29 protein-coding genes and 1 tRNA gene are annotated in these 22527 nt (G+C 51.8%); 28 read left to right on the top strand and 2 right to left on the bottom strand.

All coding sequences use genetic code 11. The annotated features are described in order from the left end of the window. The first annotated feature begins 22 nt into the window (after positions 1 to 22). From BU251_RS03690 to aroB, 11 genes are all read left to right on the top strand, one after another. Positions 23 to 93 (top strand) — tRNA-Gly (locus BU251_RS03690). 76 nt (positions 94 to 169) lie between these two features. Next, positions 170 to 874 carry a LysM peptidoglycan-binding domain-containing M23 family metallopeptidase gene (locus BU251_RS03685; protein WP_128699549.1) on the top strand — a complete coding sequence of 235 codons (705 nt, stop codon included), beginning with the start codon at positions 170 to 172 and terminating at the stop codon, positions 872 to 874. A 1-nt stretch (position 875) separates the two neighbouring features. Further along, positions 876 to 2501 (top strand): AAA family ATPase, encoded by a 1626-nt coding sequence (locus BU251_RS03680; protein WP_164908843.1) that lies wholly within the window; start codon positions 876 to 878, stop codon positions 2499 to 2501. Next, the gene (locus BU251_RS03675) at positions 2501 to 2989 is read left to right on the top strand and encodes a metallophosphoesterase family protein (protein ID WP_128699547.1); all 489 of its coding nucleotides are present in this window, start codon (positions 2501 to 2503) and stop codon (positions 2987 to 2989) included. The genes BU251_RS03680 and BU251_RS03675 overlap by 1 nt, the downstream gene beginning before the upstream one ends. 105 nt (positions 2990 to 3094) lie before the next feature. Continuing rightward, on the top strand, positions 3095 to 3565 hold the full coding sequence (locus BU251_RS03670) for an HIT family protein (protein ID WP_128699546.1): 471 nt from the start codon (positions 3095 to 3097) through the stop codon (positions 3563 to 3565). Next, positions 3562 to 4788 carry a deoxyguanosinetriphosphate triphosphohydrolase gene (locus tag BU251_RS03665; RefSeq protein ID WP_128699545.1) on the top strand — a complete coding sequence of 409 codons (1227 nt, stop codon included), beginning with the start codon at positions 3562 to 3564 and terminating at the stop codon, positions 4786 to 4788. Before BU251_RS03670 ends, BU251_RS03665 begins: the two co-directional genes overlap by 4 nt. Beyond that, complete coding sequence (locus BU251_RS03660; protein WP_128699544.1) at positions 4748 to 5830, top strand: HD-GYP domain-containing protein; 1083 nt, start codon at positions 4748 to 4750, stop codon at positions 5828 to 5830. Before BU251_RS03665 ends, BU251_RS03660 begins: the two co-directional genes overlap by 41 nt. Positions 5831 to 5849: 19 nt before the next feature. Beyond that, the gene (locus BU251_RS03655) at positions 5850 to 6479 is read left to right on the top strand and encodes an SPOR domain-containing protein (protein WP_128699543.1); all 630 of its coding nucleotides are present in this window, start codon (positions 5850 to 5852) and stop codon (positions 6477 to 6479) included. A gap of 154 nt (positions 6480 to 6633) precedes the next feature. Next, complete coding sequence (locus BU251_RS03650; RefSeq protein ID WP_128699542.1) at positions 6634 to 6909, top strand: small basic protein; 276 nt, start codon at positions 6634 to 6636, stop codon at positions 6907 to 6909. Between the two features lie 60 nt (positions 6910 to 6969). Further along, positions 6970 to 7575 carry a site-2 protease family protein gene (locus BU251_RS03645; protein ID WP_128699541.1) on the top strand — a complete coding sequence of 202 codons (606 nt, stop codon included), beginning with the start codon at positions 6970 to 6972 and terminating at the stop codon, positions 7573 to 7575. After that, complete coding sequence (gene aroB / locus BU251_RS03640) at positions 7572 to 8651, top strand: 3-dehydroquinate synthase (protein ID WP_128699540.1); 1080 nt, start codon at positions 7572 to 7574, stop codon at positions 8649 to 8651. The genes BU251_RS03645 and aroB overlap by 4 nt, the downstream gene beginning before the upstream one ends. Here aroB and BU251_RS03635 read toward each other — a convergent pair. Beyond that, complete coding sequence (locus BU251_RS03635; protein WP_128699539.1) at positions 8643 to 9143, bottom strand: general secretion pathway protein GspB; 501 nt, start codon at positions 9141 to 9143, stop codon at positions 8643 to 8645. The genes aroB and BU251_RS03635 overlap by 9 nt on opposite strands. Positions 9144 to 9601: 458 nt before the next feature. Here BU251_RS03635 and BU251_RS03630 point away from each other — a divergent pair, with 458 nt between their 5' ends. From BU251_RS03630 to lexA, 15 genes are all read left to right on the top strand, one after another. Further along, the gene (locus BU251_RS03630) at positions 9602 to 9952 is read left to right on the top strand and encodes a PilZ domain-containing protein (RefSeq protein ID WP_128699538.1); all 351 of its coding nucleotides are present in this window, start codon (positions 9602 to 9604) and stop codon (positions 9950 to 9952) included. Positions 9953 to 10297: 345 nt separating this feature from the next. Continuing rightward, positions 10298 to 10693, top strand: a complete 396-nt coding sequence (locus BU251_RS03625; RefSeq protein ID WP_128699537.1) for a PilZ domain-containing protein — start codon at positions 10298 to 10300, stop codon at positions 10691 to 10693. A 4-nt stretch (positions 10694 to 10697) separates the two neighbouring features. Then, positions 10698 to 11258 carry a DUF4416 family protein gene (locus BU251_RS03620; protein WP_128699536.1) on the top strand — a complete coding sequence of 187 codons (561 nt, stop codon included), beginning with the start codon at positions 10698 to 10700 and terminating at the stop codon, positions 11256 to 11258. Beyond that, positions 11227 to 12186 (top strand): radical SAM protein, encoded by a 960-nt coding sequence (locus BU251_RS03615; RefSeq protein ID WP_128699535.1) that lies wholly within the window; start codon positions 11227 to 11229, stop codon positions 12184 to 12186. Before BU251_RS03620 ends, BU251_RS03615 begins: the two co-directional genes overlap by 32 nt. A 174-nt stretch (positions 12187 to 12360) precedes the next feature. Beyond that, complete coding sequence (gene truD, locus BU251_RS03610) at positions 12361 to 13506, top strand: tRNA pseudouridine(13) synthase TruD (protein WP_128699534.1); 1146 nt, start codon at positions 12361 to 12363, stop codon at positions 13504 to 13506. A gap of 438 nt (positions 13507 to 13944) precedes the next feature. After that, positions 13945 to 14199 (top strand): hypothetical protein, encoded by a 255-nt coding sequence (locus tag BU251_RS03605; RefSeq protein ID WP_128699533.1) that lies wholly within the window; start codon positions 13945 to 13947, stop codon positions 14197 to 14199. Beyond that, positions 14192 to 14518: a hypothetical protein gene (locus tag BU251_RS03600; protein ID WP_128699532.1), complete on the top strand. Its 327-nt coding sequence runs from the start codon at positions 14192 to 14194 to the stop codon at positions 14516 to 14518. Before BU251_RS03605 ends, BU251_RS03600 begins: the two co-directional genes overlap by 8 nt. Position 14519: 1 nt before the next feature. After that, complete coding sequence (locus BU251_RS03595; RefSeq protein WP_128699531.1) at positions 14520 to 15725, top strand: GGDEF domain-containing response regulator; 1206 nt, start codon at positions 14520 to 14522, stop codon at positions 15723 to 15725. 197 nt (positions 15726 to 15922) lie between these two features. Then, entirely contained in the window at positions 15923 to 16252 is a 330-nt protein-coding gene (locus BU251_RS03590; RefSeq protein WP_128699530.1) for a hypothetical protein, read from the top strand. Positions 16253 to 16272: 20 nt separating this feature from the next. Next, a complete protein-coding gene (locus tag BU251_RS03585) occupies positions 16273 to 16902 on the top strand; it encodes a hypothetical protein (RefSeq protein ID WP_128699529.1) in 630 nt (209 codons plus the stop codon). Beyond that, positions 16895 to 17671 (top strand): undecaprenyl-diphosphate phosphatase, encoded by a 777-nt coding sequence (locus tag BU251_RS03580; RefSeq protein WP_128699528.1) that lies wholly within the window; start codon positions 16895 to 16897, stop codon positions 17669 to 17671. Before BU251_RS03585 ends, BU251_RS03580 begins: the two co-directional genes overlap by 8 nt. Beyond that, positions 17668 to 19227, top strand: coding sequence for a long-chain-fatty-acid--CoA ligase (locus BU251_RS03575; protein ID WP_128699527.1), 1560 nt, complete (start codon positions 17668 to 17670; stop codon positions 19225 to 19227). Before BU251_RS03580 ends, BU251_RS03575 begins: the two co-directional genes overlap by 4 nt. A 132-nt stretch (positions 19228 to 19359) precedes the next feature. Further along, positions 19360 to 19743 carry a hypothetical protein gene (locus BU251_RS03570; protein WP_128699526.1) on the top strand — a complete coding sequence of 128 codons (384 nt, stop codon included), beginning with the start codon at positions 19360 to 19362 and terminating at the stop codon, positions 19741 to 19743. Between the two features lie 19 nt (positions 19744 to 19762). Continuing rightward, positions 19763 to 20083 (top strand): hypothetical protein, encoded by a 321-nt coding sequence (locus tag BU251_RS03565; RefSeq protein WP_128699525.1) that lies wholly within the window; start codon positions 19763 to 19765, stop codon positions 20081 to 20083. Next, positions 20080 to 20685 carry a transcriptional repressor LexA gene (gene lexA / locus BU251_RS03560; protein WP_128699524.1) on the top strand — a complete coding sequence of 202 codons (606 nt, stop codon included), beginning with the start codon at positions 20080 to 20082 and terminating at the stop codon, positions 20683 to 20685. The genes BU251_RS03565 and lexA overlap by 4 nt, the downstream gene beginning before the upstream one ends. Before the next feature lie 34 nt (positions 20686 to 20719). Here the strand turns inward: lexA and BU251_RS03555 are convergent, their stop codons facing one another. Beyond that, the gene (locus BU251_RS03555) at positions 20720 to 21094 is read right to left on the bottom strand and encodes a hypothetical protein (RefSeq protein ID WP_128699523.1); all 375 of its coding nucleotides are present in this window, start codon (positions 21092 to 21094) and stop codon (positions 20720 to 20722) included. 32 nt (positions 21095 to 21126) lie between these two features. Between BU251_RS03555 and BU251_RS03550 the strand changes: the two genes are divergently transcribed. Together BU251_RS03550 and BU251_RS03545 are read left to right on the top strand one after the other, a co-directional pair. After that, complete coding sequence (locus tag BU251_RS03550; protein ID WP_128699522.1) at positions 21127 to 21816, top strand: hypothetical protein; 690 nt, start codon at positions 21127 to 21129, stop codon at positions 21814 to 21816. After that, positions 21813 to 22487, top strand: a complete 675-nt coding sequence (locus BU251_RS03545; RefSeq protein ID WP_128699521.1) for a hypothetical protein — start codon at positions 21813 to 21815, stop codon at positions 22485 to 22487. Before BU251_RS03550 ends, BU251_RS03545 begins: the two co-directional genes overlap by 4 nt. The last annotated feature ends 40 nt before the right edge of the window (positions 22488 to 22527 follow it).

Here is a 22527-nt window from a genome sequence, read left to right as displayed (position 1 = left end):
AAATTTGCGAGCTACCTGATTTGCGGGTGTAATTCAATGGTAGAATGGCAGCTTCCCAAGCTGTACACGGCGGTTCGATTCCGCTCACCCGCTTAGGAAAAATTTGTGGGTTCCCTGCCGGGGATTCCTCTTGCTCGCTTAAAATTCGTTTAGCTGTCGGTTTCATTATATGTCTTACATAAAATTCCTCGTAGCTGTATGGCTTGTGGTTGGATTATCTGCATGCGCAAGCGCACCAACAACGCCCCAAGCCCGTCAAGACACCGTTGCCGCCCTGCCCGTCGTATCGCCTTCTTCCTCATTACCGGCAACCACACATACGGTCGCCGCAGGAGAAACCCTCTGGCGCATCGCCCGCATGTACCAAACGGACCCGGAAGAGATTGCCCGTTTCAACAAAATCCAGGATTCAACGATAATTTCGGCAGGCCAAAGGCTCGTCATCCCCGGAGGACAACGCAAGAAAATTACGCCGGCATCCAATTTTACGGCCGGCGGCGGCACCGAAGACTTCATCTGGCCCATCAAGGGACACATCACAGCCTATTTCCGTCAAAAAACCAGGGGAGCCAACAATAAAGGCATCGACATTTCGACACGCGACACGCAAAACATCATGGCCTCGCGGGACGGGCGGGTTGTTTTCATCGGAAAGCTGACGGGATACGGACAGACCATCATCCTGGATCATAAAGACGGATTACGCACCGTCTACTGCGGCTACGCGACATCCAGCGTCAAGCTGGGGGACGAAGTCAAACAGGGGACCGTCCTCGCCAAGGCAGGCAATGTTTCCGGCAAGGATACGGACTCGCTCCATTTTGAAATCCGCAGAAAACACAGGCCGCAAAACCCGCTCTTTTATCTGGATTGACATGGATAACGTCATTGCGTCTTTACGCAAAGAAATCTTGGATCTGCTCCATAAACGCCTCTCGGATTTCCGGGACGGATACCGGCAGAATGTCGCTATCCTCGGCGAAGAGCTGATCGGCAAGACCACCGTTCTGAAGAAATTCCTGGACGGGTTCAAAGAAGAGGGGATCATCCCGATCTATGTGGAAATCTTCCCCCATGAATATTCCCTCTTCCTCAAAAGATGCCTCAACAGCCTTTTGTTCAACTATCTTAAAGACGCCCAGCTTCTCTCCTCCAGAGAAACATTGGACATCCTGGTCAAACGCACCAAAGACCTCCTGCCCCAAACGGCGGCAGCTGCGGAATCCCTATTGAAAAAAATTGATAAAGACCGCCCCGAACGGCTGTTTTCGGAGCTCTTCGACCTCTTCGACCTCTTCGCTACGGAAAGCCAGCGCCGGATCGTCATCGTCTTCGACGAATTCCACCACCTGAAAAAACTAGGGTATGACGAGATCTGCAGCGATCTCGGCAAAAGGATCATGCTGCAGAAGAACACCCTTTTTATCTTTTCCAGTTCCCATAAAGCCCTTGCCAAAGACATCCTCCTGAGCGACCTTTCGCTTCTCTTCGGGAATTTTGAAACGCTGGAACTGGAAAATTTCACAGGGCCCGGCAGCGAACGGATCATTGCGAAAATCTTCGGCGATGTCGAGATCTCGAAAGATCTGATGGATTTCCTGATCTACTTCACGGGAGGCCACCCGTTTTACCTCAAGATCCTTTCCGAAGAAGCGGCCGTTGCATGCCGCGCCGCCCAGCAAAAAACCCTGACCGCCGACATCCTCATCCAGACCCTTGAAAAGCTCCTCTTCCACGACTGGGGGGTCTTCAACCTGCGCTTCACGATGCGCCTGGCCCTCCTGACCCTCGGACGCAATAAAAACGACTTCGTCTATCTTCTGGATGCCGTCGCCCTTGGAAAAAACCGCCTCAAAGACCTGGCGCCCCAGTTAAGACAGCAACGTTCACAGGTCATCCAGAAATGCAACAAACTCATCGATCTCGGCATCCTGACCAAGAACGGATCTTTTTATGTCATCACGGACAGGCTTCTGGCCTTCTGGCTCAAATTCGCCCACGCGGAAAAACTTAACAGCTTGAGCCACGACCTGACGGAACAGGTGGCCCATTTCCACCGCCAGATCCAAAACGAGATCGACGCCTTCTTCAACGTCTCCAAAAAACCGGTTGCCGACAGGATCTGCGAAGTCTTCAACCAGTTCGAGATCGACGATGAGATCCTCATCGACCGCAAGAAATTCCAGCTCGACGCCTTCAAAGAGCTTAAACTCGTCACGTTCGAAAATTCCAATCTGCGCGTCGGCATCTTCGGTAAAACCCAGGACAACCTCTGGATCGCCGCCATCAAAGAAGACGGCATCAACGAACACGACGTCACGGAATTCATTGCCATGGTCAAATCCTTCAAACAGAAAAAGGTACACAAGATCATCATCGGACTGGGAGAGATCGACCGCAATGCAAAACTCCTGGCCAAAGAATCCCGTATCGCCACCTGGGGTATCGAAAACATCAATGACCTCTTGGAACTCTACGGCAAACCGGGGATCATAAAATAATGCGCATCTGCATCATTTCCGATACCCATATACCGGACAGATATGAAGAACTCCCAGTCCAGCTCGTCTCAGAAATAAAACAATCGGATCTCGTCATTCATGCGGGCGACTTTACATCTTATGATCTCTATCAGCAGATCAGGCATCTCAAACCGCTCAAGGCGGTCCTCGGCAACATGGATACCCCGGAGTTACGCGAGCATCTGAAAGAAAAAGAAACATTCACCGTCAAAAATTTCAAAATCGGCATCATGCATGGTTACGGCAACCCCGCGATGATGCTGCAAACAATCAAGGAAAATTTCGATAATTCCTTCGACCTCGTCGTTTTCGGACATTCGCACACGCCTTTCCAGGAAAAATCCGGCAAGACGACCTATCTCAATCCGGGAAGCCCCACCGACAAGATCTTTGCTCCATATAATACCTTCGGGATCGTCGAGATCAACGGAGACTTGCGCGCAAAGATCGAAAGGATAGGGCCATGAATCCCGTTGCATCTTACGATGAAACATCTCCCGGGAAACTTGTGTTTTACGATGACACCGGCGTCTTATGGCGTGAAATCCACAAGAAGAGGGGGGTCTGGCGGAATGAATAAACTCTGGGCTCCGTGGAGGATCGGCTACATCAAAAAGATCAAAAAAGAAAAGGGATGCCTTTTCTGCCATGCCCGCCTGAAGAAAAACGACTGCAGGCATTATGTCTTCCTGCGCACCCGCACTTCCTTGGCCATGCTCAACATTTACCCTTATAACAACGGCCATATCATGGTGGCGCCCTCGCGCCATGTTGCCTCCTTGGACAGGCTAAGCAGGGAGGAAATGTCGGATCTGATGGACTGCCTCAAAAAATCCCAGGCGCTCCTGCGGAAGATCCTGAAACCCGAAGGATTCAATATCGGGATCAACGAGGGACGCGTGGCCGGCGCCGGCATTGAAGGCCATCTTCACATCCATGTCGTGCCGCGATGGCGGGGAGATTCGAACTTTATGCCCGTCATCGCCGATACGAAAGTAATTTCTCAATCTCTGCAATCTTTATACAAGGAACTGACGCGATGAATTCTCCCGTCAAGGCCGTCAGGAAAGCCGCCGCTCAAACCTCATCGACAGAAAAAGTTCCGGTCTTTCCTGGAGGAGTCAACATCCACGAACTGGAAGACCGGTATCTGGCATCTTACGCGGCCAAGTCGAAAGATTCCCGCGGCCGCCGCTACAAAGAACCGGAACACGCCTATCGCAGCCTCTATCAACGCGACCGCGACCGCATCATCCACAGCGCCGCCTTCAGAAGGCTGGAATACAAAACCCAGGTCTTTGTCAACCACGAGGGCGATTACTACCGCACCCGCCTGACCCACTCCCTGGAAGTCTCGCAGATCGCACGAACCCTGGCCAAGGCCCTGAGGCTCAATGAAGAACTTACGGAAGCGCTTTCGCTGGCGCATGATCTCGGCCACACGCCTTTCGGCCACGCAGGAGAAGAGATCCTCAACAAGCTCATGAAGGACTACGGCGGCTTCAACCACAATCTCCACACCTTAAAGATCGTCGATAAACTCGAGGAGCGTTATCCGGAATTCCCGGGCCTCAATCTGACATGGGAAACGCGCGAGGGGATCGTCAAACACACCACTTCCTACGACAAGGCGCGCATCCCCAGAGAGCTAGAACCCCATTTAATGCCTTCACTTGAAGCACAAATTGTTGACATCGCCGACGAAATCGCTTATGATAATCATGATCTCGATGATGGACTCACGTCGGGGTTGATCTCCGAATCGGCCCTGGAGAGCGTCGCTTTCTGGCGTAACACCAAAGAAAAGATCGAGCGGCGCTTTCCTGGCATCGAGGCATCAAAGAAAAAACACCAGATCATTCGCAACCTGATCGCCATCCTCGTGGACGACGCCATCGAGGAATCGAGCCGCCGCTTGAAACAATACAAGATCGGGAATATCGATGACGTCAGGAAACACCCGGGACGCTTGGTGGATTTCAGCGACGCCCTGAAACAACAGAGACAACCCCTGCGCGCGTTCCTGAAAAAGGAGCTCTACAGCCATTACCGGGTCAACCGGATGTCCGACAAAGCCAGAAGATTCATCGAAGAGATTTTCCGTGCCTACATTCATAATACGGCCATGCTTCCCGCCGAACATCAACAAAAGATCAAGACAAAAAAAGACGCCTACGAAGTCGTCTGCGACTATATCGCAGGTATGACAGACCGCTTTGCTCTCGATGAGCACGAAAAATTATTCAATCCTTACAAAAAAGTATAAGGCCCTAGTCTCGGCCCTGCATTCGATCTACCGACTGATCAACACAACCTACGATCTGACCGATCTGGCATCCCGCCTCACAAAACTCCTGTCCCAGATTTTCAAAGCCGATAACAGCACCTTTGTCCTCCTGACATCCTCCAAAAACAACAAAAAGATCGCAACGCGCTGCTTCATAGAAAACAACAAGCGCTTGTTATCCAACAAAAAGGTCCCTGTCAAGAGCAGCCTAGAAAGCAAACTGGTCGCCACAAGTTCCGCCATCAAAAAAGACGACATTCTGGCCGTTCCCTTGATCAGCGACGACATCATCGGCTACATCATCGTCCGGCGCAACAAAAAAACCATCAAAAAAGAGGGAGGATTCGACTATTTCGACCTCGAGACCCTGATGACGTTGGCCGGACAGATCGTCATGGCGATCAAAAACATCCAGCTTTACCTAGAGCAGGAAAAAATGGTAATGGGCACCATCAAATCCCTGGTCACAGTTCTTGATTCCAAGGTCCCGCCGGCCTATGCCCATACGCCGTATTTTTCGCGTCTCGTCAAGGCCTTGGCGGAAGAAATGCATCTGAACAAAAAAGAAGTCGACAGTCTCAAATATGCCAGCATGCTCCACGACGCCGGCAAGGTCAACATCCCGACTGAAATCCTGACAAAAACCTCTCACCTCACGGGAGAGGAATATGACATCGTCAAACGCCATCCCATCAAGAGCGCGGAAATCATCAAGCACGTCCAGATCCTCAAGCCCGTCCTGCCCATCATCCTTCACCATCACGAAAAATTCGACGGTTCAGGCTATCCTTCGCGTCTCAAAAAGAGCCAAATCCCCATCGGCGCCAGGATCATGTCCGTTGCCGACGCCTTTGACGCCATGGTGTACGGCCGCCCCTATAGGGAACGCGTTTCTGTCAAAGATGCCCTGGATGAAATCAGACAGTACAGCGGCACACAATTCGATCCTTCGATCGTCAAGTGCCTTATCAAGGTTTTTCATAATAAAAAGTTAAAAAAGTACTTGAATTTGACTCAATAGTAACTATAATAGTCCCAACATGATAAACACAAATTCCAGGGGCGAGCAGATCGAATTCGAAGTTTTTCCTAAACAGGACAAATCGGATTATTCGTATCTCTCTGGAATTAAAGAAGATGGGGCAAGAAATTCTTCATCGGTCAATGTTGTGCTCTCCTCACAGAGCATCATTATCCTTTTTATCTGCGTATTGATGCTTTTGATTGCCAGTTTCACGCTGGGTGTTGAAAAAGGCAAGCTGATCACGGCAAAAGCTGTAGGGGAAATCAAAGAACCGCAGCTGCCTGCTGCCCCGGAAAAAGTCGCCCTGCCGGCAACAGGCGAGAATCGCAACATAGCGGAGAATGCGGCCGCTGAACCTCAAAAGATTCAGATCGCCGCAGCCGCTGTAGCTTCCGCGCCGGCACCGGTTAAAGAAACACAGGCGCCGACAGGCGGCTACGCCATCCAGGTTGCGTCTTTAAAGAACGAGAGCGCTGCTAAGGGACTGTCGGAGACACTCGCAAAGAAAGGGTTCACGGCTTTTGTCAGGCCGTCGGGAAACTACCTCGTCGTCTTGGCGGGAAATTATTCCAGCAGGGAAGAGGCCCAGGGAAAGATAAAGGAACTGAAGAAAACATATTCTGATTGTTTCATTAAAAAAATCTAGCCCAGAAGGGGCAGACCTGCGCAATTCCGAATAAGCGCAGGGCCTAGTCCAGAAAGGACAGACCTGCGCATGCCGCAGAAAGTGGCATACTGGCTCATCCGATTGAGCCAGGTAATACCGAATAAGCGCAGGGTCTATAAAGGAACCAAATCACATGTCTATCCATCCATCTCTGGGAGCGGCCGTCAAAGGCAAACAGGCTAAATCAGTCCTCAAGAGGACCGAACGCATCAAGTACCTGATGAACAAGGGTCTCTGGAAAGAGGACAGCAAAGTTTTTGGTCTGCCCAAGATCAAGGCCGTTCGCATCAAGATCAAAAAAGAGAAAGCTGCTGAAAAACCGGCCGAAGAAGGCGCCGTTGCAGCAGCTGGTGCGCCTGCCGCCACCCCGGCTCCGGATCAGAAGGCAAAAGCCCCTGCGAAGAAGTAAAACGACCGGATACGCGCCACGCCGGCTTGTTTGCCCCGCAAGAGAATCCAGCACCATAACATGGGTATCCTGATATCCCTTTTGGTCTTTTTTTCAGCCATTGTCGTGCATGAATTCAGTCATGCCTTTGTCGCCTATAAACGCGGCGACATGACGGCTGCCAGGAGCGGACGGCTGACGCTCAACCCGCTGGCCCATATCGACCCTTTCGGCACAATCCTCCTGCCCATCTTTTTGATCGCTGTCAAGTCGCCCGTCCTTTTCGGCTGGGCCAAACCAGTCCCTATCGATTTTTCCGCGCTGAAAAACCCGAAAAAAGATATCATCTGGGTCGGCCTCGCCGGACCCGCAGCCAACCTCCTGTTGGCGCTCGCGGCAACGCTCGTCGTCAAATCAGGGGTTGTTTCCGAAACGATCCCGGCGCAGATCGCCGGATATGTCATCCTCGTCAATGTCATCCTCGCCGTCTTCAATCTAGTCCCCATTCCGCCCCTAGACGGATCCCGCATCGTCATGGGGTTATTGCCCCTGCCGCTCGCCATCCGTTACGCCGCGATAGAACCCTATGGATTTATCATCCTCTTTGCGTTATTATATTTAGGACTCTTCAATATCATCGTCTGGCCCATCGTCGGTTGGGTCATTCATATCCTCGGTCTCATATGAAAACGATCAAGGTCGTCCTGGGTTCCGGTTCCTACAACATCTACGTCGGCAAAAACATCCTCAAACACATGGAACGCCTGGCCAAAAATGCCGGTCTGCCCGGCCGCGGCGTCATCATCTCAACGCCCCCTATCCTGAAACTTTTTGAAAAGAAAGTCAAAAAAACCTCGGGGGGCATCCTGCTGCGCTTTCTCGCCATTCCCGATACAGAAAAAAGCAAAAATGCAAACCTCGCGCTGAAGATAATCGAAAAAATCTTGCCCTTTGACAAAAGCAGGGGGGTGTTTCTGGCGGCGCTGGGGGGAGGGGTCGCAGGAGATCTGACGGGATTCGTTGCCGCCATCTACAAGCGAGGAATCCCTTATATACAGATCCCCACCTCGTTATTGGCGCAGGTCGATTCGTCTATCGGCGGCAAGACAGCCGTCGACACACGCTGCGGCAAAAATCTCATCGGCGCTTTTTACCAGCCGCGTTTCGTGCTTGCGGACACCGGTCTTCTGACAACCTTGCCTAAAAAGGAACTTATGGCCGGCCTCTCCGAAGCCGTTAAATACGGCCTGATCAAAGATCCGGACCTTTACAGATGGATCGCGCGCAACGCCGGCAAACTTTTGAAACGGCATCCAGGCTGCCTGGAACATCTTGTATGCCGTTGCGCAGACATCAAGGCCCGCGTGGTCGGCAGGGATGAACGAGACACAAAAGATATCCGGATCATCCTTAACTTCGGACACACCATCGGCCATGCAGTGGAAGCGGCCTCGGATTTTTCCTTGTCGCACGGCCTATCCGTGGCCATCGGCATGGCCTGTGCCTGCGACATGTCCGCGGCCCTGGGGTTGCTCGACAAGAAAGAAAGGGACGATGTGGTCACCCTCCTGACAACCATCGGCTTACCGACAAATATCCCGAAAAAAATCCTGCGCAGGACAATGCAGGCGCTGGCTCATGACAAAAAATTCAGGGAAGGGAAGAACCGTTTTGTCCTGCTCAAACGCATCGGAGAAACACAGATCGTCGAAAATATTCCGACGGACATCATTCGGAAGGTCTTGCTAGGAAGGTTATCTTGACCGCAGGACGATTTTCTGGCCCTCAAAGCTCAATTCCACCTCATCAGAGCTGATCTTCTCAACCTTCGCGCCATCCACCGTACCGCCTTCAGGAACAACTTTGCCGTTGATCAAGGCCAGGCTTTCCGCATCGCTGTAAAGAATACCCGAAAGAGACAATGCGGGCATGGTCGAAGGGGCTGCTGATTCTGCCGGTAGCGTTTGAATCTGAGGCGTTTCAACAACAGGCGCGGACGCCGCGGTCGCAGGGGAAGAAGGGACAGCTGCCGGGGCGGGGTGAAGTTCGGGGAACTTCTGGGTCTTTTTAGGTCCGGAAAAAAACGCAAAGAGCGCGGCAGCCAGAAAAAAACCACAGACGCCAAAAACAACAATAAACCATAGCATCTTATCGGTCTTGAAGCAGGGCAACAACCCCTTGGCGACCGCGGCTGGCTCCTGTTTCTGAAGAGACAATTCTTCTTTTTGTCCTGATTTCAGTTCGGGATTCTCCATAGAATTAAGAAAATTATAACACTCGCTTTTTCTTTGTCAATCCCGTTAGAAAAGGACTGCAAGCCTTTCTAACGAAAAAGCTGACAGAGGGCTTTTTCTCCGTGCCTCCGCCTTAAAACATCCCGCCCATGGGCAGGGTTTTCTAACGGGATAAAACGCTAAATGGAGCCCCACGGCTTTACAGCCCTCGGCTTTGCCGAGAGGCGAGCCGTGGTGCCTGTCTGTCTTCCAGCGGTCAAACGGCATCTCGTCCGGTTTTCGGCGGGACCTCGCCGGCTGACAGCCGGCGGGCATCCACAGGTTCACACCCGTGGTTTTCCCGCCAGAGGCTCTCTGGCCCGTCCAAGGCGGCTGCGCGAAGGCGGATAAAACACAAAGAAAGACCGGAGACCCGACCACAAACTGTTTGACACAAAAAAACTTATGTGATATTCTTAGTTGGACTTGGAGCGATACCTATGAATTTTCAGGAAAAACGACAAGCCAAACGCATCCGCGTCAACCTGCCCGTTACCTATGAACTCCTTGGGACTGAGAGACTTTCAGGAAAGACGGTCTCCAAGGACCTGAGCACCACGGGCCTGCGGATGAACATGCCGTCTTTTTTCCCGAGCGAAAGCTCCTTCCTCATCAAGCTTAACTTTCCGGAAGTCAACAAGATCATCGAGGGAATCGCGAAAGTCGTCTGGTCTCAACGGATTGCGTTCTCCGATCACTACCAGGCAGGGCTCCATTTTTCGGAATTGAACCCCTATTTTAGAAAATGGCTCCAGGAATACGTCGTCATCAATGACGCGATGGCGCGGTAAGAATAACTTTGTGGCTCAATAAAAACAAACGGACCCCTCGCATTGACAACTTGAAAATTTTCTTCTACACCCAGTCTTCGCTCGGCCCGGAACCCGGGCCAGGCTCAGACGGGCAGAACTAAATTTTCAAGTTATGCTTCGGGGTTAACCCTGCCGGAGGCAGGGTTAAGGAGAACAATCGTGGCAGACAGCAAAGAATCCAAAAAAGTCAATTGCGCCAAATGCAATAAACCCTTAAAAAGAATAAAACGTTACTACAGGAACGGCAAATTCTATTGCAACAGAAAATGCTTTACCGCTTCCAAAGCGAAGGCCGCCGCACCCGCGGCATAACGCCAAATAACCATGACTTCTGCGCAGGAAAGAAGACGTTTCGCCAGGGCCGACAAGAACCTGGCCATTAAGATCAAGGACAGGGACGCCGACTTTGTCACCGAAACAAAAAACGTCAGTTGTATCGGCGCCTATTGTGAGATTGACGGCTACGTCCCCGTCCTGACAAAATTAAGGGTCACGCTTCTTTTGCCGAAATCCAGGAATCTCAAAGACTCCAAGCACATCACCTGCGAAGGGACGGTGGTGCGCATCGAAAAATCATCTCACCCGGTAGAAAGCAATAAATACAACATTGCGATCTACTTTAACCAGATATCAAAGTCGGACATGAAACTCGTCGACCGCTACGTCAAGCACTGCGTCGAGAACGCAGCGCTCAGCACGTCCCCGAAGATCCAGCTGTAGGCTCATGGGCACCCCTTTAAGGTCCCTCCCCGCAAAGCTCATCACAGGCCTGATCGCAAAAGACACCGAACGGCTTGAATGCGCCCGCAAATTCCTTGAAAGGCGTTTTGGGCGCGCCGATAGGACATCGGCCGTTTTTGCTTTCGACCAGACCCATTATTACGAAAGGGAGCTAGGCGAAGGCTTACGGCGGCAGTTTCTGTCTTTTGAAAGGCTCATCGCAGCGGACACATTGGCTGCGATCAAACAATGGACGAACAGCCTGGAAATCAGGCCATTCCGTGGAGCCCAGAAAAGAACCGTCAACATCGACCCCGGTTACATCAGCCTGGCAAAACTCGTTTTGGCGACCACAAAAAACCACAGCCACCGCATCTATCTCCGCCAAGGCATCTTTGAAGAAGTGACTCTCGTTTTCCGCGGCCATACCTTTGCACCCCTGGAATGGACATATCCCGATTACCGCCAAGAATCCCATATCGCTTTTTTCAACGAAGTCAGAAAAACATACAAACAACAGATAGAAAAAAAATATGGCGTATCCCAGTTATATCGATGCGTATAAACAGGGGGTGCTGGCCCAAAAATCCAAGGAAGCCCTGCGGATGCTGGAACACTGCATGATCTGCCCCAGGAGATGCGGAACGAACAGGCTGCGCGACGAACAAGGTTTCTGCCGCACAGGACGGCTGGCCGTTACCTGCAGCTATTTCGCCCATCACGGCGAAGAACCGCCGATCTCAGGTGAACGCGGCTCAGGAACCATCTTTTTTTCCCGCTGTAATCTCCGTTGTCTCTATTGTCAAAACTACCAGTTCAGCCAGAAAGACGAAGGGAGACCCATGGAGGCGCGGGAATTGGCAGATGGCATGCTCTCACTCCAAAAAGAAGGGTGCCACAACATCAACGTGGTCACGCCCACCCATGTCATGCCCCAGATCCTCGAAGCGCTCCTCTTGGCCGTCGGTGACGGCCTGGACATCCCCATCGTCTACAACACGTCGGGCTATGAGCTCCCGGAAACCCTCAAGATCCTCGAAGGCATCGTGGACATCTATTTGCCGGACATGCGTTACTCAAACGAAGAAGCGGCGCGGATATTTTCCGGCGCGGCCGACTATCCTGCCGTCAATCGCGAGGCCATAAAAGAAATGCACAGACAGGCCGGTGCCGCCATTTTTAACGACGACGGGAGCATCCGCAAGGGCATGATCATCAGGCATCTGGTCCTGCCGGAAGATATAAGCGGGACAGAAGAGATCCTCAGGTTTATCGCCGAAGAAATCTCATGCGAAACGTATGTAAGTCTCATGAGCCAGTACTTTCCGGCCTATCTGGCAGACAAACATCCCCCTCTCGACAGGCGTCTGCGTCTGGAAGAATTCGAAGAAGCAGCGGCAAACCTCAAAAAATTTGGTTTGAACAACGGCTGGATCCAAGAGTCCGGCGGCCTCCAGCGTTTTGCGGGAACCCACATCAAAAGAAATACCTGACGTGCCATGAATCCCGCTGGACCTCTCTGTTTTCGGGATCCCGTCGAGGCCAGGACGGACAGGTAATCCCGCCCGGATGCCTATGGCGGTGTCTTCGAGCACCGCCAATCTCTCCCTTTACAGGCGGGGCATTCTGGAAACGGGATAAAAACGCTCGTCGAAAGGTCTGTTGAGATGAAAATCAAGGCTAGGCCGGAAGATTTTGTCGTCGAAGAAATACTCGCTGGCGCGCCGAAAAAAAACGGCCCCTACACGCTGCTACGCCTCATCAAACGCCAGTGCAACACCCTTGATGCCGTCCAAGAGATCGCTGCACGCCTCCGCAAACCCCTGGCAGACATCTCCTACGGCGGCCGCAAAGACAAACACGCCTGCGCCACCCAGTTCATCACGGTCAAGGGGGCCGTTGCGTCCCTGCACACCAAGACGCCGAAATTCCGCCTCGAGACAGCAGGATATCTCGATCGCCCCATGGGACCGGACCTCATCGCGGCAAACAAGTTCCGTATCGTCGTCCGCAACGTAAACCGGCACGAAAAAGAGAAGGCCGTGCCGAGGCTCAAGGAAATTCCCCGCAAGGGCTTTTTCAATTATTTTGACGACCAGCGGTTCGGCCCCTTTGATCCTGCCCAGGGCTTCCTAGCAGAAAAGATCATCAGAAAACATTTCAACGGTGCCGTGAAATTTTACCTGACCCACAGGGTTTCCGAAGACAAAAAAGAGGACGTCCGGCGCAAGGCATTCTTCTTCGAACATTGGGGGGAATGGACGCTATGCCTCAAAGAAGCCGCCAGCCGCACGGAAAAGGGATGGCTGTCACACCTCTCTGAACACCCGAAAGACTTCCTTGCGCTCTTACGCAAGATCCCCGCCGGCGAGCTTGCTTTCCATTTTGCCTCCTTTCAGGCCTTCCTTTGGAATGAAGTCCTGCGGCGGCTCATCCGCCGCACAGCAAAGATCACCAGCAGATATCCAGGCTTGGCAGGAGACTATCTTTTTGCTGAAGAAGGAGCCGAAATAACGGGCGTCATCCCGACGATATCTTCCAAAATGCTCATGGCAGACAATAAAACCGCAGAGACGTACCATGAGCTCCTGCAAGAAAAAGGACTGAAAACCTCCATCTTCAACCTGACAAAAATCAGGCAGGCCTATTTTAAAAGCATCGATAGGACCATCCAGGCCATTCCGGAAGACATGACCTATACTTTCAGCCGCGGAGAAACGGAAAAAGAGAGGGAGGATCTGACGCTTGCCTTCACGCTGCCGCGCGGTTGTTACGCCACGATGCTTATCAAACAGGTGTTCGCTGCCGCCTGATCTCCATCTCGCAAAAATATACTCGCAAAAACATAAAAACCTGAGCCAAGGAAAGATCTAACCCAGAAAGGGTAGACCTCCGTCTTCCTCTAAACGGAGGGTCTAACCCGGAAAGGGTAGACCCCCGCATTCCACATAAAGGAAGGGTCTAATCTTCGCCGCATTCTGCGGCTCGAGTGGAATCTCTCCGCCGGACTAAAGTCCGGGGCTTAGGGGTTTCTTTCCTGGATGACCCCGTATCGTAAGATATCGTAAAAATTTCTCGCCCAGGGCTGCCGGGCACTAAATTTTTCCGATACTCTGCGGGGTTACCCAGAAAGGGTAGACCTTCCTCATTCTACATAAAGGAAGGGTCTAATCTTCGCCGCATTCTGCGGCTCGATTAAAGAATGATTGACACATCTTATTCTTTTAGATAGACTTATCACAAGAGGAAAAATGATGAATAAAAAACAGCTTATCGTTTTAGTCGCTGGAATTTTGGCCCTCATCCTCATCGCCTGGTTCACGCCCCGCTACAAAGTGACCGCCATCGGCGGCGACAATTACATCATCACCGAACAAACCAGCTCTCTCTACGAAAGGTCTCGCGGCGCCGTCAGGCTCCACTGGGACAAAATCCTTTTATACGAAGGCCTCGCCATCCCCATCTGCGGCCTTCTCATGTGGGCCTTCCGGAGGAAAAATGGATAATATTTTCTTCGAACTCAAGAACCAGGTCTATGAGACCGCCGTGCTTGTCGTCGCCTTTTGCAAAAGCGTCAATCTCTATATCGCCGGCGGCGTACTCCTGGTCTTTTATCTTGCTGTCTTGCGCAAATGGATGCCTAAAAAAATCCTGTCATTCTGTCTGACAATATCCTTGCTCTTCATCTTTTATCTCCGCATAGACAACCTGCTCTTGACGACTTTCTCGCAGGAGGCCTCGAGCTTCAGCATCGGCGTCTTCCGCACGGTCAGCATCATCACGGCAGGTGTCATCTTCCTGTATTATGCGACCATAAGACAGTGATATGTCGAAAAATAAAAAAATCCTCCTCGTCATTGAAGACCAGGGGCTGGAAAAAATCCTCACATATCTCCTGAAAGCCTGGAACTACGACGTCTTCGCCTGTTCCGACGGAAATCAGGCCTTGCCGACCGCCGCCCAGCGCTGCCCCGACTTGATCGTGATCGACGCCCATCTCACAGCGGCCGACGGCCTGAAGCTCTGCAAAATGTTAAAGCACGACTTTGTCACCTCCTACATTCCCATCATCATCCTGATCGAAAAAAAACAATTGCGCCGCAACCTTCTTGAGATCGAACAGGGCGTCGACGACTTCCTGATCAAACCGCCTGACCCTATCGACCTCGAAATCCGCATCGCCCTGTCCTTGCGCAGCGCTGCGCACCAATTTCATGCCAACGCGCTGACGAAACTCCCCGGGAACAAATCCATCGAAAAACTGGTGAAGGACCACATTGAAAACAACAAAATATTCTCCTTTGCATACGTGGACATCAATAATTTCAAGGCCTTCAATGACAAATATGGATATATCGCAGGAGACCGCGTCATCCTCCAGACAGCTAAAATCCTGACATCGGCCGTCAAGAAATTCGGCAACAGCGACGATTTTGTCGGTCATGTCGGCGGCGACGATTTCGTTTATGTGACGACACCGCAGAGAGAAGAGATCGTCGCCCAGGAGTGCATCGGCGAGTTCGACCGCCTGATCCCGCTGCATTATTCGGCACAAGACAGGCAAAACGGACACATCAAGGCCAAGGACCGCACGGGGCGGCTGACGGACATCTCGCTCATGGGGTTGTCCATCGCCATCGTCAATAACCGCAATTTCAAAATCGCATCCATCTTCCAGCTCATCGAAGTCGCTTTCGAAATCAAAAATTTCCTTAAAAAACACCGCACAAGCAACTATTTGGTCAACCGCCGTGTCACAGATGCGGGATTGCACGAACGCAAAAACCTTCAGGAAGAATATTCTCTGGAACTCAGGAAACATCATCCCCTTCTTAAATCCTGCAAGCCGATCGGCCAGATCATGCTGGAAACCCATCTTTTGAACGAAACGCAGCTCAATGAAACGCTGCACTATCACTGGACGACAGGACAACGCCTGGGCGAAGCCGCTGTTTCCATGGGTTTTGTGGAAGAGGCCGATGTCAAACGGCTTATCGACCATCAACCGTCATTTCGCCATACGAAGGAATAATTTATTGGAAAACAAATTCAAACAAGGGATAAACATTTATCTCTTGCTCAAACACTCGAAAATTTTTTCCATGAGGGCCTGACCAGCTTTGCTAGCCGGCCGCTCGGTAAAAATTTTCTTCGCGAGTTCGTCCAAGAGACGGGCAGGGTTGATTTTGAAGGTAAAAACCTTACTATAGGCAAAATCAGGGAGGGTTCATGAAACGCTGTCGTGTATGCAACATTCCGCTGGAGGGCCGGTGGGCCCGCATCCTCAAAAACATCCTACGTCTGGAACGAAGCGCTAAAGATTCCGACCTCTGCAACAAATGCGCCGCCAAGGGTGCAGACGCCGGGCCGTCCTCCGTTTACGTCTGCCCGATCTGTAGCAGACAGATCGACGAAAAAACGGCATTAACGCACGTCAAGACGGAAGAATATCTCATCGAGCTGATCCGCCGGGACCATCCGGAATGGAAAGAAGGACAAGGCGCCTGTCCGAAATGCATGGACTATTACCGCCAACTGATCAAGCAGGCGAAGATTTGAATGGAGAACCGAGGGAGGATATGATGAATCCAAAAATAATTTCCGGTTTCTGTTTCGGACTGCTGGTGGCGGTGACTCTCTGTGGAAGCGTCGCGACACAATCCGCTGCACAGGAACAGAAGGCGGCCGTCAAGCTCTTCTATGTTTATTCCGACAAAGGCGCCGCGAACAGCAACTTTTTCATTCCATCCGGCTGGATGGGGGATTATGCGGACCTGACGCTGGATAACGGCTGGTCCGATGATGTCTACGCCGGCGACACGTGCATCAAGATCAGCTATTCGAACAGGGCCTCCAGCGGCGCCCGCTGGGCCGGGATATACTGGCAAAACCCGGCCAACAACTGGGGAAGCAAGGAAAACGCCGGCGTCGACCTGCGAGGCGTATCCCGCCTCACCTTCTGGGCCCGTGGAGAGAGGGGAGGCGAAAGGATCGAAGAATTCAAGATGGGAGGAATCTCGGGTCCCTACCCGGATTCCGATACGGCCGGCATCGGACCCGTCGTCTTAACGCCGGAATGGAAACAATACAGTATCGACCTGCGGGGCAAAGACCTGTCCCATATCATCGGCGGATTTGCCTGGTCGGCCAACCTGGACGGCAACCCGAAAGGCTGCACATTCTATCTCGACGAGATTCGATATGAATGATCCGGCAAATAGCTATATGATCACGCTCAAGATCGTCCTCCTCGGAGCCATCCAGGGAATAACGGAATTCCTGCCGGTCAGCAGTTCCGGACACCTCGTCATCATTCAACGGTTCCTGGGACTGCAAGAGAATCTTGTCTTCCTTGACGTCTCTCTCCATATCGGCACGCTCGCGGCCCTGGCGACATTCTTCTATAAAGACATCGTCGCCGCATGCAAAGACACAAAAGCCATCTTGCGCATCCTGATCGTCACCGCAATCACGGGGATGATCGGAATGACGTTCAAGAAGACATTTGAATCTTTTTTTAATGCACCGGCGCCGGTGAGCGCTTTGTTGATCCTCAACGGACTCTTCATTCTTTCGACGGGCTTCATCAAAAAAGGCGGCCGCCTGCCGGGTTACGCCGACAGCGCTCTCATGGGATTAAGCCAGGGTATCGCCATCACGCCCGGCATCTCAAGATCCGGCTCAACAATCGGCACCCTTTTGATGAGAAAAGTTGAGCCGGGACAAGCCTTCCGTTTTTCCTTTCTGGCATCCATCCCGGCGATCGCCGGGGCGTTTGCGCTTGAAGCCAAAGATACCGACTGGACGAAAATCGCCGAATACCGGCCGCTAGATGTGACAGCGGGCATCATCACCTCATACCTTTGCGGCCTCCTGGCCCTCTTCATCCTAAAAAAGGCCCTGCTGGGCGGACGCTTTCACGTTTTCGGATATTATTGCGTCCTGGCGGGGGCGGCCTTTCTCCTCCTTCTGAAATGATGCTCCAAGAACAAAATATCTCCGGCAGCCTCATCGATATCCTCCTGCGTGCCCATCGCTATTACCCGGACAGGACAGCGCTGATCTTCGGCTCCAAAGAGATCAGCTATGCAGAACTCCTCCAGGAGTCTTGCCGCGTTGCATCCGCCGTAAGGAAGACGGGGGCAAAAGAAGGAGAGAGGATCGCTATCCTGCTGGACAATTCTCCGGAATTCGTCTATGCCTACTTCGGAATCCTGCTGAACCGCAATATTATCGTTCCCATCAACCACATGTTCAAAAGGGAAGAGGTCAAATATATCCTCGACGATTCAGGGGCAAAGGGATTAGTCACCTCCGCCGCCTATACGCTTGTCGCCGATGAATTAAAAACGATGGCGGCAAGTCTGGCGTTTGTGCTTCAAACTTCACAAATAAAAGGAGTGCCCGTCGAGGCGTCTCTGGCCCGGTTCGCCGACATCCCCAAAAGACCTGCGGATCCGGCTGTCTTCCTCTACACATCCGGCACAACAGGTCATCCCAAGGCCGCCATGCTGACGCACAACAACCTGTTATCCAACATCCGCTCATCGTCCCGGTGCATCCGCGTCACGCCGAAAGACACCTTTATCTCTTTTTTACCGCTCTTCCACTCTTTCGCAGCGACCGTTTGCATGCTGATGCCTCTGGATGCCGGAGCCAAAACCATCATCATGAAATCGCCCCGGCCGATCAAAAAGCTCCTGAGAACGATCCGTAAAAACCGCATCACGATATTCGTCGGCATCCCGTCCATCTACGGCATCCTCAAAGAAATGAAGTTGCCCCCGTTCCTGCCGCCGTTTCTTCTGAAATTTATAAACCCCGTCAGGCTCGCCATTTCCGGGGCCGCGGCCCTTCCCGTTGAAGTCTTCCTGGGATTTGAAAAAAAATTCCGCCTGCCGCTTTTGGAGGGTTACGGGTTGACAGAGGCGTCTCCTGTCGTCTCCCTTAATCCGCTCAAAGGACCACGCAAGCCCGGATCCATCGGCCTGCCCATCCCGGACATAAAAGCCAAAATCATCGATGAACACGGACAAGCTCTCGGCCCAGGACAAGAAGGAGAATTGTGCGTGAAGGGACCAAATGTCATGCTCGGCTACTATAAAAAAGAAGAAGACAACCGCCAGACCCTCCGGGAAGGATGGCTCTTGACGGGCGACATGGCCAAAATCGACAAGGATGGATACATCTTCATCATGGGGCGCAAGAAAGACATGGTCAATGTCCGGGGGTTGAATGTTTATCCGCGCGAGATCGAAGAAGTCCTCTACCGGGACCCCCGCATCAAGGAAGCGGCGGTCATCGGCGTTCCCGATCCGCACAAAGGGGAGGTTCCCAAGGGATATGTCGTCCTCAAAACAGCCGGATCAATGACAGAACACGACATTATCGCTTACCTGCGCGGGCATCTGGCCGACTATAAAATCCCTAGAAAAATCGAGATCCGGACGGAACTCCCGAAAAACTCAACCGGCAAGATCCTTAAACGCATCCTAATCGAAGAAAATATCGCTCCACCGCACAGAACCGGATGAGTTTCTATTGACACCCCCTGGGTTCAAGTCCATAATAATATATAAAAGAAAGAGTTTATTCATTTCTTTAAAATCTTTTTGGGCCCACGGGCTAAGAATGACCCTCCCGCGAGGCAGGGATACCGAGAAGCCATGACAGAGATCAAAAGCAGGAATTACAGAAAATCGCGGGCCAAAAACGCCTTGCGCAAAACATCAAAAAAAATCCTCCAGATGGGTATTGTTGTCATCATCGGAGAATACCTCCTTTTGAATGTCATCCAGCTCTCGCTGTCGGAACCGAATCCCTTGTTCTTCTACCGCAGCGTCCCTAACCGTATCGTCAATCTGGCTGTCGGCGAAAAACCCATCCTGAGGGTCGCCCAGGCCTACGACTCGATCAAGAACAACATGGAATTTGACAAGATAATCCAAAACCAGTTTCCCGCCCAGATCAAAGGAAGCCGTCCTGATTTCCGGACGACGGATCTCCAGGACCAGGAAGGCGCAAAGGTTGGTTACGTCGTTAAATTCTAAACCGAGCGAAAGGAGACAGATGAACGATCTTAAAAAAACAATCCAGAAAAAAATCGAAGAGGTCTGGCCAGACGCCCAAAAAAATATTTCCAAGATCAGCCATAAAACGCTCAAAACCCTGAAAAAAAGCGAAAAACAACTCCTGGCGATCTACGACAAGACAAAGAAAAAAACCGAACAACTGATCCTGCAGGCCAAGCGCGAAGAACTTTACTACGAACTGGGGAAAGCCATGGCGCCGCTCTTGTCCTCAGACCAGCTCAAGAATAAAACCATTTTAAAAATTTACAGCGAAATCCAGGAGGTCAATAAACAGCTGCGTTCAAAAGCCAGATCATGAAGGGCGCAGGCGTCTGCGGCGGCATAACGGCCCGGCAGGCAAACATCCTGGGTTTTATCCAAAAAACCGTCAATCACACCGGAAGACCTCCGACTATCCGGGAAATCGGCAAACACTTCGGTTTCAAATCCACGGGGACAACGCGCGGCCACCTCAAAAGTCTCTCGCGCAAAGGGTTTATTACCCTGACACCTCGCCAGTCGCGTGCCATCAATCTCAAGACGCCTGTCGCCTTCCGGATCCCCGTGATCGGCAGCATTGCGACGGGAATGACGGATATCTCCCTTGAGGAGGTCGATGAATACGTTTACCTCGACGAACTCATCCCGGGTCCGGAAAAACCGGTTTTTGCCTTGAAGGTTCAGGACGACAGCATGAAGGACAATGGGATCACTGCGGGAAACATCGCTATCGTGCGGCGTCAACGCATGGCCGATGCCGGCCAGATCGTTGCGGCGCTTGTCGGCCATGAAGCCACGATCAAAACCATCGAAAAAGACAAGGCCGGCTTCTACCTGAAGCCGGCCAATGTCTCTTGTCCCGATATCCGCGAACCTTTCAGCATCCTGGGCAGGGTCGTCGCGGTCATCAAAAAATTCTAGCCAAAAACGCTTCCCGTCCTTTCCAAAAGAAAAACTATACCAATCCTTCTTTGCGGCGCTTCTTCAAAACACACGCACTCCTGTCGCGCAGGACATAAAGAACAAGCAGCCCCAGAGGACCCAATATTCCCAAAAAACTCACAAGCCACCCATATCCTTTGCCGCGGCCATACATATACCCGCCGCAGGCCAAAAGGATATAGCCCCCCGCCATCATCGTGTAACCAAAATAGAAATAAGAAAATCCGAGACAGGAGACGATATAGCCGAGGCCGCCGAACAAAAAACCTCCCCACACACCCAAGATTGTCTGCGTTCTGTATTCTTTGAGCATCGCATCCTTTTCTGTTGGCGCCTGATGGAACGCATTGTACCACAGGCTTGCGCTTCTTTCATAAAGAATTGTCATCCGGGGACTTTTTATGTACAATATTTGTTATTATGGATCTTCTGATTTTCGTCATGGGGCTTGTATTTCTGGGGCTGATCGGTGCCGGTGTGTTCGTTCTTCTCAGGGAGCCGGCTTCTTCGAAAATGCTCGGCACCATGCTGGCCGCCAAACCGGCCGAAGGCGAGTCTGCGACCGCCGACCCCGTTCTGGGGCTCCAAAAGAAAATACTCCACCACGAAGAACGCATTGCCACCCTGGAAAAAGAACTGGAGGCTTCGCGCGAAGAAAGCGAACGGTTACGCGGCCGCGAACAAGAATTGTTGAAAGAGCGGTCGAATGCGGCCTTTGACTCCGAAAGCTTCGATAAACTTAAAGAAGAGCACAGCTCCCTGAAAAAAGAATTAACGACAAAGGAAGAGGCCCTTGAGAGCGAAATCTCCGTCAGACGGCGGCAGAACACGGAACTCACCCAGTTGCGCCTCGAACACGAAACCTTGAAGAAAAAAACAACGGAGACTGAAGACGCCTTGCGCAAGGCCCAAACGACGATCGAGGGCCTCAGGGAAGAGAATAAAAATATGAAGATCCTTTTGGAACAGCAAAAGAAAATTGTCGAAGAACATAATGTCAACAAGAACGAAGGACAATGGGTCTCACGCATCGAATTTGAAAGAGTGGAGGCGGCCCTGAAAGAAAAAGAACGGCTGATTGAAAAACTACAATCCCCGCAAAAAGAATGAACCAAAGACGCCGAAACACAACGATCTTTCTCTTCTGGACGCCGCTCCTCGTCTTTCTTTTGGCACAGGCACAGCCGTGTCAGGCGGACCCCAAAGTCACGCCGCCAAAAAAAATCGAATACGACGGCTGGCTCCTTTCGTATAACCCGTCATGGAAAAACGAAGAAACCTACCTGGAGACAAACCTCGATGACGACCCGGAACCCGAAATCATCATCAGTTTTGTGGCGATGCATGTCACGGAGCCCGAAAAATCCAAAGAAGAACCAAAGCCTTTCAGCGTGGCCGAAAAAGAACTCCTGCCTGTCTATAATTACGTCTTCTACCAGATTTATGACATGGGTCCCGACAAGAATTACCACCTCATCAGGACCCTGACAGGCATGGACCGCCCCGGGCAGGTTTATGTCGCGCCGCTGGAAAAAGCAAAATCGCCTGTCATCATCTTTGTGAACCCCGGAGGGACTCACTACAAAGATATTACCGCCTACCGGTGGCAAGAGGGAGGCTACCGTCAGGTATTCGACCACGGCACCAGCGGCGAGGTGGCCATCGTGACAACACCGGAAAAACCAAAGATCATCCTGGAGAAAGACACATATGTCTGGCAGGCTGAAAAAGGCCGTTTTGAACCGGAGAAGAGAGAAGAACCGGCGCAGGAAACAACTTAAAAAGATATAGAAAAATAACGGTTTTAGGTTATAATTGTAG

Origin of the sequence: Candidatus Velamenicoccus archaeovorus (assembly GCF_004102945.1) — a bacterium.
Taxonomy (GTDB): domain Bacteria; phylum Omnitrophota; class Gorgyraeia; order Velamenicoccales; family Velamenicoccaceae; genus Velamenicoccus; species Velamenicoccus archaeovorus.
The sequence above is the reverse complement of the archived record's forward strand: the minus strand, read 5'-3'. Positions and strand labels throughout refer to the sequence as shown.

Excerpts from the sequence above, each read along its gene's own strand:
- BU251_RS03685 (WP_128699549.1), top strand. The coding sequence starts at position 170 with ATGTCTTACATAAAATTCCTCGTAGCTGTATGGCTTGTGGTTGGATTA.
- BU251_RS03680 (WP_164908843.1), top strand. The coding sequence starts at position 876 with ATGGATAACGTCATTGCGTCTTTACGCAAAGAAATCTTGGATCTGCTC.
- BU251_RS03675 (WP_128699547.1), top strand. The coding sequence starts at position 2,501 with ATGCGCATCTGCATCATTTCCGATACCCATATACCGGACAGATATGAA.
- BU251_RS03670 (WP_128699546.1), top strand. The coding sequence starts at position 3,095 with ATGAATAAACTCTGGGCTCCGTGGAGGATCGGCTACATCAAAAAGATC.
- BU251_RS03665 (WP_128699545.1), top strand. The coding sequence starts at position 3,562 with ATGAATTCTCCCGTCAAGGCCGTCAGGAAAGCCGCCGCTCAAACCTCA.
- BU251_RS03660 (WP_128699544.1), top strand. The coding sequence starts at position 4,748 with ATGAGCACGAAAAATTATTCAATCCTTACAAAAAAGTATAAGGCCCTA.
- BU251_RS03655 (WP_128699543.1), top strand. The coding sequence starts at position 5,850 with ATGATAAACACAAATTCCAGGGGCGAGCAGATCGAATTCGAAGTTTTT.
- BU251_RS03650 (WP_128699542.1), top strand. The coding sequence starts at position 6,634 with ATGTCTATCCATCCATCTCTGGGAGCGGCCGTCAAAGGCAAACAGGCT.
- BU251_RS03645 (WP_128699541.1), top strand. The coding sequence starts at position 6,970 with ATGGGTATCCTGATATCCCTTTTGGTCTTTTTTTCAGCCATTGTCGTG.
- aroB (WP_128699540.1), top strand. The coding sequence starts at position 7,572 with ATGAAAACGATCAAGGTCGTCCTGGGTTCCGGTTCCTACAACATCTAC.
- BU251_RS03635 (WP_128699539.1), bottom strand. The coding sequence starts at position 9,143 with ATGGAGAATCCCGAACTGAAATCAGGACAAAAAGAAGAATTGTCTCTT.
- BU251_RS03630 (WP_128699538.1), top strand. The coding sequence starts at position 9,602 with ATGAATTTTCAGGAAAAACGACAAGCCAAACGCATCCGCGTCAACCTG.
- BU251_RS03625 (WP_128699537.1), top strand. The coding sequence starts at position 10,298 with ATGACTTCTGCGCAGGAAAGAAGACGTTTCGCCAGGGCCGACAAGAAC.
- BU251_RS03620 (WP_128699536.1), top strand. The coding sequence starts at position 10,698 with ATGGGCACCCCTTTAAGGTCCCTCCCCGCAAAGCTCATCACAGGCCTG.
- BU251_RS03615 (WP_128699535.1), top strand. The coding sequence starts at position 11,227 with ATGGCGTATCCCAGTTATATCGATGCGTATAAACAGGGGGTGCTGGCC.
- truD (WP_128699534.1), top strand. The coding sequence starts at position 12,361 with ATGAAAATCAAGGCTAGGCCGGAAGATTTTGTCGTCGAAGAAATACTC.
- BU251_RS03605 (WP_128699533.1), top strand. The coding sequence starts at position 13,945 with ATGATGAATAAAAAACAGCTTATCGTTTTAGTCGCTGGAATTTTGGCC.
- BU251_RS03600 (WP_128699532.1), top strand. The coding sequence starts at position 14,192 with ATGGATAATATTTTCTTCGAACTCAAGAACCAGGTCTATGAGACCGCC.
- BU251_RS03595 (WP_128699531.1), top strand. The coding sequence starts at position 14,520 with ATGTCGAAAAATAAAAAAATCCTCCTCGTCATTGAAGACCAGGGGCTG.
- BU251_RS03590 (WP_128699530.1), top strand. The coding sequence starts at position 15,923 with ATGAAACGCTGTCGTGTATGCAACATTCCGCTGGAGGGCCGGTGGGCC.
- BU251_RS03585 (WP_128699529.1), top strand. The coding sequence starts at position 16,273 with ATGATGAATCCAAAAATAATTTCCGGTTTCTGTTTCGGACTGCTGGTG.
- BU251_RS03580 (WP_128699528.1), top strand. The coding sequence starts at position 16,895 with ATGAATGATCCGGCAAATAGCTATATGATCACGCTCAAGATCGTCCTC.
- BU251_RS03575 (WP_128699527.1), top strand. The coding sequence starts at position 17,668 with ATGATGCTCCAAGAACAAAATATCTCCGGCAGCCTCATCGATATCCTC.
- BU251_RS03570 (WP_128699526.1), top strand. The coding sequence starts at position 19,360 with ATGACAGAGATCAAAAGCAGGAATTACAGAAAATCGCGGGCCAAAAAC.
- BU251_RS03565 (WP_128699525.1), top strand. The coding sequence starts at position 19,763 with ATGAACGATCTTAAAAAAACAATCCAGAAAAAAATCGAAGAGGTCTGG.
- lexA (WP_128699524.1), top strand. The coding sequence starts at position 20,080 with ATGAAGGGCGCAGGCGTCTGCGGCGGCATAACGGCCCGGCAGGCAAAC.
- BU251_RS03555 (WP_128699523.1), bottom strand. The coding sequence starts at position 21,094 with ATGACAATTCTTTATGAAAGAAGCGCAAGCCTGTGGTACAATGCGTTC.
- BU251_RS03550 (WP_128699522.1), top strand. The coding sequence starts at position 21,127 with ATGGATCTTCTGATTTTCGTCATGGGGCTTGTATTTCTGGGGCTGATC.
- BU251_RS03545 (WP_128699521.1), top strand. The coding sequence starts at position 21,813 with ATGAACCAAAGACGCCGAAACACAACGATCTTTCTCTTCTGGACGCCG.